Consider the following 8,603-nt stretch of genomic DNA (forward strand, 5'->3'; position numbering starts at 1 on the left):
CCTATGGTTACTTTTTCTGAGTCAGTCTTCGTTAAACTAAAATTTCACGTTTACCATTTGCACCCATTGCACTCACGATACCGTTTTCTTCCATTTGGTCAATAATACGTGCGGCACGATTATAACCAAGACTAAACTTACGCTGTAAAGATGAAGTGGATGCTTTGCGGGTTTCTAAAACAAAAGCAACACATTGATCATAAAGTGCGTCACGGTCAGAAGCACCATCACCATCCTCAAAGCCACGTGATGCTGGCTCTTCATCAAATGGGGTGAGAATTTCATCCACATAGTTTGGTGCACCACGCTCACGCCATGCATCACAAATACGGTTCACTTCGTCATCGGCAATAAATGCACCATGCACACGCTCAGGCTCAATTTTACCTGGTCCTAAGAACAGCATATCACCATGTCCAAGCAAATCTTCTGCACCACCCGCATCCAAAATCGTACGCGAGTCAATTTTAGAGTTTACACGTAGTGCAACACGCGTCGGTATATTCGCCTTAATTAAGCCAGTAATTACATCGACGGATGGACGCTGTGTCGCAAGTAATAAATGAATGCCTGCAGCACGTGATTTTTGAGCTAGACGAGTGATCATCTCTTCCGCTTTCTTACCCACCTGCATGATCATATCTGCGAATTCATCTGCAACAATCACAATCGAAGGCAATGGTGTAAGTCTAGGTGCACGTTCTCCAGCAACTGACTCACTGGCTTTCCAAGTTGGATCAAATAGATCTTCACCATTGGCAATTGCTTCTTCAACTTTACGGTTATAGTCACTCAATTTACGTATTTTTAAGAACGACATCAGCTTATAACGACGCTCCATCTCATTCACACACCAATTTAAAGCACTGACTGCATCTTTCATGTCAGTCACAACAGGCGTGAGTAAATGCGGAATATCGTTATAGTTCGCCAATTCAAGTTGTTTAGGATCAATCAAAATAAGGCGCAATTGATCTGGCGTATATTTTAAAAGCATCGATAGAATCATCGAGTTTACAGCAACAGATTTACCTGAACCTGTGGTACCCGCAACCAACATATGTGGTGCCTTGCCCAACTCAGTAATGACTGGGTTACCAGAAATGTCTTTACCCATGGCCATGGATAAGATTCCATCTGGATCCTTAAATTTTGGAATTTTTACCAATTCAATCAGGCGCACCATCTCACGTATGCTATTCGGAACTTCAATTCCAATGTAAGGTTTTCCAGGGATCACCTCAACAACACGTACTGATGCCATCGACATTGATCGTGCTAAGTCACGAGAAATATTAGTTACTTTCGAGGCTTTCACACCAGGCGCAAGATCCAGTTCAAATCTGGTCACGACTGGACCCGGTTGAGCTTCAATCACTTTCGCTTTGACATTAAATTCTTGTAATTTAATTTCTAACAGTTCTGATAATCTTGATAATTGTTCTGCAGTGAAGTTTACTTTTTTGTTTGGGTCTACTTCATCAAGTAAATCCAAACCAGGAAGTGGTGATAAATCTTTACGGCGCTCCGCAACTTGCATTGCACGAGACATTGGACGACCAGCAGCATCTGTTAATGGCGCATCGAAATCAAACTCATCTTCTTCAACTTCAGGCTTACCTACCGTTTCTTGCCAAGCTTCTCTAAAAGCATCTTTATCTGAAGATATACGTTGTTTTTCCTCATCACTCACTTTAGTAACAGGAATTGATGATCCCTCTTGCTCAACAATGTTTTGTGGTGATGGGGCAATAGTGTCTTGCTCTGATTCATATTCCGCGACTGTATCTGACTTAGGTGAAGTCATAAATTTAATATTTGGCGTCACCAAATTTGGACGCTTGACCTCTGAATTAGACAAAGCTTCTGCTTCATCCGCAAGTGATGCAAGACCATCAAGCTCAGAAGCTAACAAATCTGCTTTAGTGATCGCTTCCGCAGCTGCGCTCGATTGACTTGCGTATACAGCACTTGCACCAATAGCTGAGGTATTTTGGATTAGGGATGCTGTATTTTGATCATCAGCAGATTGACCTGAAGGATTTGTTTGATGATGAAAAGGAGTATGAATATCTTTGGCGTGCTGTCCTTGTGGAACAACTTCAAGCAATTCATCAAAGATTTGATCATCATTCCAGTCCAAAGCAGTATCTTGAACAGTTGAGCGCTGATCTACTCGAACGTTTTTACTTAATTCATTAATTTCTGAAGTACGTTGATCAAGCTGATCCTCCTCTGCTGCGCGCAAAAGCTCATCAATTTCTCTTTTATGATCTTCATCGCTATGCAAGGCTTTCCAAACTTCACCCGTTGGAACAATACGTTGACTCTCACGCTCTAACTCATGCGCTTTCGCGATGGTACGCTCGAGCTCTGCCTCATCATCTTCATCAAAACGATGATTTTGTTGAGACTCTTGGAAACGCATATCTTCAAATAGTCTTTCAGCAGTACGTTCATGACGCACTTGTAATTGATCTTTCTTTTCTAAATGATCGACATAATTGAGCTCAGCTTGATGAGGGACTGGAGCTGAATCTTTTACAGGAGTTTCAATTTCTTTTTTCGCTTTTGGCTGAGTCGTCAAATCATAAGCTGATTCAGTCTCAGGTACATTTTTATAGAATAAATCTTGCAAATAAGCGGGTGTCGCCTTCAAAGTAGACCATGTCTTGTTCCACTGAATACCAAAAGCCAGTGTGATTAGAACGATGCTAAGTACGATCAGAAAAAAAACGGCGCCATAAATCGTCAAAAGCTGTTTTAAACTCTCACCCAATTCGTAACCAATGATTCCACCTGAAGCGTTAGCAAGCGTATCTGCAGGCACTGACCAAAGTAAATAAAACAAACTCGCGACGGTAAGTAGAATGAAAAATTGAGCAGCAAAACGAAATGGACGACTCAAAAAACTTCTTGGCCACCACACTTGAATCGCTTCAATGAATAAATAAATTGGGATCAGTAAACTTGCCCAGCCCAGAAATCCAAATAAGAGATCTGCAATCCAAGCACCTGCGACACCACTTGCATTTGAAACTTGTTGAGTATCACTCGAAATATGCATCCAACCCGGATCAAATGGCGTATAAGTCACTGTTGCTAAAAACAGATAAATACCAAATGATATTAAGAAGAATGTTAAAACTAAGCGCTGTGCATATACACTCGACACCGCAGTCATATACTGTCCTGTAAACGATTATTCATTAATGTTCTAATGTTGAAATGGAACAATTTCTTCATTATAGAAAACTTACTATTATGCACCTGTTCATTAAAAAAAGGTGCAGCTTTCTAAGGTTTCCTTGTTAACACTTTTAACTATATAGCTCAATTCGATTTAGTTGATCAATATAATCCACATTCATTCCACACAACTGTGGTGAAGTTTCACGTATAATTTTCAGTAAATCGATATATCAAATTAAAAGGATGCTTATACATGAGCGCTCGTCACTCAAGATTGATTATTTTAGGTTCTGGTCCTGCAGGTTATAGCGCAGCTGTATATGCTGCACGAGCAAATTTAAAACCAACTTTGATCGCTGGTATGCAATTGGGTGGTCAGCTCACCACAACTACAGAAGTTGATAACTGGCCAGGTGATCCTGAAGGCTTAACAGGTCCTGCTTTAATGGAGCGTATGCAAGCTCACGCAGAACGTTTTGGTACTGAATTGGTTTACGATCACATTAACGAAGTTGACTTAAATGTACGTCCATTCGTTTTAAAAGGTGATATGGAAGAATACACGTGTGATGCTTTGATCATTGCAACAGGCGCTACGGCTCAATATTTAGGATTAGAATCCGAAGCTGCTTATATGGGTCAAGGTGTGAGTGCGTGTGCAACTTGTGATGGTTTCTTCTATAAAAATCAAAAAGTCATGGTTGTCGGTGGTGGTAACACTGCGGTTGAAGAAGCGCTTTATTTATCAAACATTGCTTCACATGTAACACTTGTACATCGTCGCGATAAATTACGTTCTGAAAAAATCCTTCAAGATCATCTTTTTGCAAAAGAGAAAGAAGGCAAAATCAGCATCATCTGGAACCATGAAGTTGAAGAAGTACTTGGTAACCCTCAAGATGGCGTTACTAGTGTTCGCTTGAAATCTACAACTGATACTACAACACAAAACGTTGAAGTGACTGGATTGTTCGTCGCTATAGGTCACAAACCTAATACTGCAATGTTTGAAGGTCAGCTTGAACTACGTGATGGTTATATCCAAGTTCAAAGTGGTACACGTGGTAATGCAACTGCGACTTCTGTTGAAGGCGTATTTGCTGCAGGTGATGTTGCAGACAATATCTACCGCCAAGCAATTACATCAGCAGGTTCAGGTTGTATGGCTGCTTTAGACGCTGAGAAATATTTAGACAACTAATATTTATTTAAAAACCACCTTCGGGTGGTTTTTTTATTCTTTCAACTTGGCATAATCATTTTAAACATTTTTATCTTCGGTTTTTCATTATTATTTTTAGAACTTAATCCCTATGCTCCCTCCTTCTGAGTTTATTTTCCCTAATCCAATTGAATCCGATCCCGAAGGTCAAGGACTAATCTGTATAGGTGCTGACCTCTCCCCTTCTACATTATTTGAAGCTTATACACATGGTTTATTTCCTTGGTTTTCCGAAGGTGAGCCGATCTGCTGGTGGAGTCCAGTACCTCGCTGCATTATCTACCCTTCGTCATACCATCCAAGTAAATCACTCATTCGTAAGATGAAAAAACATGATTATACGATTACCATTAACCGTGATTTTGAACATGTGATACGTTCTTGCTCATTACCACGAAGTTATGCCAATGAAACATGGATTACTGAAGATATCATTCAGGGTTACTGTGCATTATTTGAGTCAGGCTATGCATATAGTGTCGAAGTACGCAGAGAAAATTCGATTGTCGGCGGGCTCTATGGTGTCTCTATAGGTCAGGGTATTTTTGGTGAATCCATGTTTAGTCGAGAGACTGATGTTTCAAAAATGGCTTTTTATACCCTCATGTTGATTAGCCTTGAAAACCAGGCACCCTGGGTTGACTGTCAATTGGTGAATGATCATCTCATGAGCTTAGGTGCTTGCACAATTTCTCGCCAAGACTACCTTAATTCGTTACAAGATGTGATAAAACAGCCTCAGATTGATTGGCAAAAGTATAAAGACGGTGTATTTTCAAGTAAAACAATAGCATTTGATCAACGACTCATGGATTGAGAAATAGGAGGGACAACATGAATTCTTATCAACCCCAGTCCCTATTAAATGAACTGCAGTATTACATTACACCACCCCATGACTGCAGTTATCTTCCCGAGAAATCAGCACGGATGGTCTTTTTAGATCCTGCTCATAAAATCGACGTTGTAACTTTATCAGAATTGTCTCGTGTAGGATTTCGAAGAAGCGGAGATTTTGTCTATCGACCTGAATGTCATTTGTGTCGACAATGCCTTTCATGTCGTGTACCTGTTGATGCTTTTAAAATGAACAGTCAACAAAAGAAAGCTTGGAAACGTAATCAAGACTTAGAAGTTAGAATAACCCAAACTCAAGATGCTACTGATTTACACTATCAACTCTATGAACGTTACATCAATGAGCGTCATTCAGATGGAGATATGTTCCCCCCTAGCTATGATCAATTCGAGAAGTTTTTGATTCACAGTTGTAGCAATAGTTTCTTTATAGAACTTTGGAAAGATGATCGACTCATTTGTGTCTCAACCTGCGATGTATTAGATGATGGAGTATCCGCCGTCTATACATTTTTTGATCCAGATGAATCCAAACGTTCTTTAGGTGTTTTTGCAGTCCTTAAGCAAATTGAATATGTAAAGCAGCACAATCAAGAGTTTGTATATTTAGGATATTGGGTACCCCATTCATTCAAAATGAACTATAAGTCCCAATATGCGCCTTTTGAATTATTACTGGATGGTCAATGGCGACGTGTTAATAAAATGCTCAGCAACGAAGAAATCGATCAATTAGGTCATATGCTGATGACGACACTTCCCTCTGAATGGAATAACTTTATTGTAAAGTAGGGTATTGAATTTTGTCACTTGAATAAATCTGCAAAATTATCACTGCATGCCTTTACCATAATGATGGCATGCTCTTTTCCACCATCTAATGTTGGATAATAGTTTTTACGCATATCAATTTGATGAAATCCGGATTTCTCATATAGTGCAATCGCAGCCTTATTACTTTCTCGGACCTCTAAAAAGATTTGTACGGGATCATTATTGAGTTGAGCCATTGAAGCTTCAAGCAATTGATATCCCAACCCTTTTCCACGCATTTCCGGATGAACTGCCATCAACAGCAAATTTGCTTCATCCAATACAGGCTGTAAAATACAGAAACCAACAACACGATTCTGGTATTCAATCACTGTGGATTGATATGAATCAACCGCTTCTGAAAATTGTTTTTTTGTCCAAGGATGCGTCTGCCCCAAACTTTCAATTTCATATACCACCTCAACATCTGATGTCAGCATCGGTCGAATCATAATCATTACATTGCATTTTTTAAGTTAGTACATTATAGAAAGTTCGAAAATAAATGAAATAAAAAAAGGCAGCTTACGCTGCCCGAATGCACAAAAGTAAATACTTAAAAACCGAGTTTTGCTTTCCATGTTGCCAATAAACCCACGGTATCCAAATCATTCGGATGGAAGCCTGGTTTAAAATAAGCCAACATTTCCTTACCCATACCAGAAATAATGCCTTTAGATGGACTATATCCATAGGTATAGATATCTTTCAAAGATGCAATATTTAACTGTTTATCGTCTTTCAATAAACGCGCTACAAAATAAGTCTGCACCATGAATAGCACAACCATTGCTGCCACTAAAGAAGATGTTCGAGCAAGATAAGATTTGATTCCTTTACCGAACACACCTTCAAATACATCATATGCGACAGCCTTATGCTCATTTTCTTCAATGGCATGCCAAGCCCACATCGTCGCCATTGTTTCATCAGTCATTAATGCTTGAATATGTTCGTTACGCAATAATTCTGAGGCAATGGTTGCTGTAAAATGTTCTAGCGCAGTCGTTCCCATCAGATCGATCATTTCTTGTGAAATACCAAATGGTTTCATAACGGTGCTAGCTGACTTACGAAAAGTTTGAATGACCGTATCTGTGGCTTTTTCAAGTGCAGCAACATCATGACCAAATTTTTGTGCTGATGCATTAAAGCCAGCATGCTCATGTGTATGCATTGCTTCCTGACCAATAAATGCTGAAATCTCTTTTTGGAGATCTTCATTATCTTTAATGGCTGGATGTTGGCGAACTGCACGCACTGAATCGATAAAGAATTTTTCACCTGCAGGAAATAATGCAGATAACGCTGTCATGAAATGAGTTAATCCTGCTGAACCATTCATCCAATATTCTGGTACGTGATCAAAATCAAATTGCATACGACGTACTGGAAATGATGCACCGGCACGATTTGTAATATTTACTTTAGCATTCATTGCTGGACTCCTATTCGGGATCTATCCAAATCTAGTTTTATGATTCTTTTCATTACTTCATCTTAGTGATTTATTATTTTTATGATAAATGCCTTATAGGTCACATCATTATCAGTTAAGGACAGCTTACAACTCTTATTGTCTAACAATTTTATAGATTCCATAAAAAAAACGCCCCAAAGGGGCGTTTCTTTCACACAATCAATACTTATGCAGTTACTTTAGCAACAACACCAGCACCAACTGTACGACCACCTTCACGGATCGCAAAACGTAGACCTGGGTCCATTGCGATTGGGTGGATTAATTCTACTGACATTTCTACGTTGTCACCAGGCATAACCATTTCAACGCCTTCTTGCAATTGAATCGCGCCAGTTACGTCAGTTGTACGGAAGTAGAACTGTGGACGGTAACCGTTAAGGAATGGAGTGTGACGACCACCTTCTTCTTTAGAAAGTACGTATACTTCTGCATCAAATTTAGTGTGTGGCTTGATCGCACCTGGTTTAGAAAGTACTTGACCACGTTGTACGTCTTCACGCTTAGTACCACGTAATAAGATACCACAGTTCTCGCCCGCACGACCTTCGTCTAGAAGTTTACGGAACATTTCAACGCCAGTTACTGTAGTTTTAACTGTGTCTTTGATACCTACGATTTCAACTTCTTCGCCTACTTTCACGATACCAGCTTCTACACGGCCAGTTACTACTGTACCACGACCAGAAATCGAGAATACGTCTTCGATTGGCATTAAGAATGCTTTATCAATAGCACGCTCTGGCTCTGGGATGTAAGTGTCAAGCGCTTCAACAAGAGCAACAACTGCATCTTCACCGAACTGACCAGCTTCACCGTTAAGTGCAGCAAGAGCAGAACCACGGATAACTGGAGTGTCATCACCTGGGAAGTCATAAGTAGAAAGAAGTTCACGAACTTCCATTTCAACCAGCTCAAGAAGCTCTTCGTCGTCTACAAGGTCACATTTGTTTAAGAATACAACGATGTATGGAACACCTACTTGGCGAGAAAGAAGGATGTGTTCACGAGTTTGTGGCATTGGACCATCAGTCGCAG

General features: G+C 39.9%; 7 protein-coding genes. 3 read left to right on the forward strand and 4 right to left on the reverse strand.

Going from position 1 to position 8,603, the window contains the following annotated elements:
* Positions 1-31: 31 nt before the first annotated feature.
* Entirely contained in the window at positions 32-3,184 is a 3,153-nt protein-coding gene (locus tag FTV32_RS11965) for a DNA translocase FtsK (RefSeq protein ID WP_180028760.1), read from the reverse strand.
* A gap of 261 nt (positions 3,185-3,445) precedes the next feature.
* Here FTV32_RS11965 and trxB point away from each other — a divergent pair, with 261 nt between their 5' ends.
* The 3 genes from trxB to FTV32_RS11980 all read left to right on the forward strand — a co-directional run bounded on the left by trxB (position 3,446) and on the right by FTV32_RS11980 (position 6,064).
* Positions 3,446-4,393, forward strand: a complete 948-nt coding sequence (trxB, locus tag FTV32_RS11970; RefSeq protein ID WP_035267378.1) for a thioredoxin-disulfide reductase — start codon at positions 3,446-3,448, stop codon at positions 4,391-4,393.
* A gap of 106 nt (positions 4,394-4,499) precedes the next feature.
* Positions 4,500-5,231: a leucyl/phenylalanyl-tRNA--protein transferase gene (gene aat, locus FTV32_RS11975; RefSeq protein WP_180028764.1), complete on the forward strand. Its 732-nt coding sequence runs from the start codon at positions 4,500-4,502 to the stop codon at positions 5,229-5,231.
* A gap of 17 nt (positions 5,232-5,248) precedes the next feature.
* Entirely contained in the window at positions 5,249-6,064 is an 816-nt protein-coding gene (locus FTV32_RS11980) for an arginyltransferase (protein WP_180028761.1), read from the forward strand.
* A 14-nt stretch (positions 6,065-6,078) separates the two neighbouring features.
* On the opposite strand, the gene rimI is transcribed toward FTV32_RS11980, so the two are convergent.
* The 3 genes from rimI to FTV32_RS11995 all read right to left on the reverse strand — a co-directional run.
* Positions 6,079-6,537, reverse strand: coding sequence for a ribosomal protein S18-alanine N-acetyltransferase (rimI, locus tag FTV32_RS11985; protein ID WP_180028765.1), 459 nt, complete (start codon positions 6,535-6,537; stop codon positions 6,079-6,081).
* 104 nt (positions 6,538-6,641) lie between these two features.
* Positions 6,642-7,523: a metal-dependent hydrolase gene (locus FTV32_RS11990; protein WP_035267371.1), complete on the reverse strand. Its 882-nt coding sequence runs from the start codon at positions 7,521-7,523 to the stop codon at positions 6,642-6,644.
* Positions 7,524-7,731: 208 nt separating this feature from the next.
* Positions 7,732-8,603: elongation factor Tu (locus FTV32_RS11995; RefSeq protein WP_180028762.1), on the reverse strand; the 872-nt coding region annotated here is incomplete at its 5' end.

This window comes from Acinetobacter sp. YH16032, assembly GCF_013417345.1.
Taxonomy (GTDB): Bacteria; Pseudomonadota; Gammaproteobacteria; order Pseudomonadales; family Moraxellaceae; genus Acinetobacter.